We start from the raw sequence: 288 nt of genomic DNA on the forward strand, positions 1-288 counted from the left end.
TTCGGTTCCGGCTGGACCTGGCTGGTGCAGAAAGCCGACGGCGGCGTCGACATCGTCAACACCTCGAACGCCGGCTGCCCGCTGACCACCGGCGACAAGCCGCTGCTGACCTGCGACGTCTGGGAGCACGCTTACTACATCGACTACCGCAACGCCCGCGCCAAGTATGTCGAGACCTTCTGGGGCCTGGTCAACTGGGACTTCGTCGCGCAAAACGCGGCCTGAATCAGCGAAGCATCCTGACCCCAGCATGAAATACAGCCCGCCGATGCGGGCTGTATTTTTTTG

1 protein-coding gene is annotated in these 288 nt (G+C 62.2%); it reads left to right on the plus strand.

Annotated elements, in window-relative coordinates; all coding sequences use genetic code 11:
* Nucleotides 1–225, plus strand: a 225-nt coding sequence (locus tag ACO0K4_RS19750) for a superoxide dismutase (RefSeq protein ID WP_422958358.1), incomplete at its 5' end; no start/stop codon positions are given.
* Nucleotides 226–288 lie beyond the last annotated feature (63 nt).

It is taken from the genome of Undibacterium sp. RuTC16W (assembly GCF_049339445.1).
Lineage (GTDB): Bacteria > Pseudomonadota > Gammaproteobacteria > Burkholderiales > Burkholderiaceae_D > Undibacterium.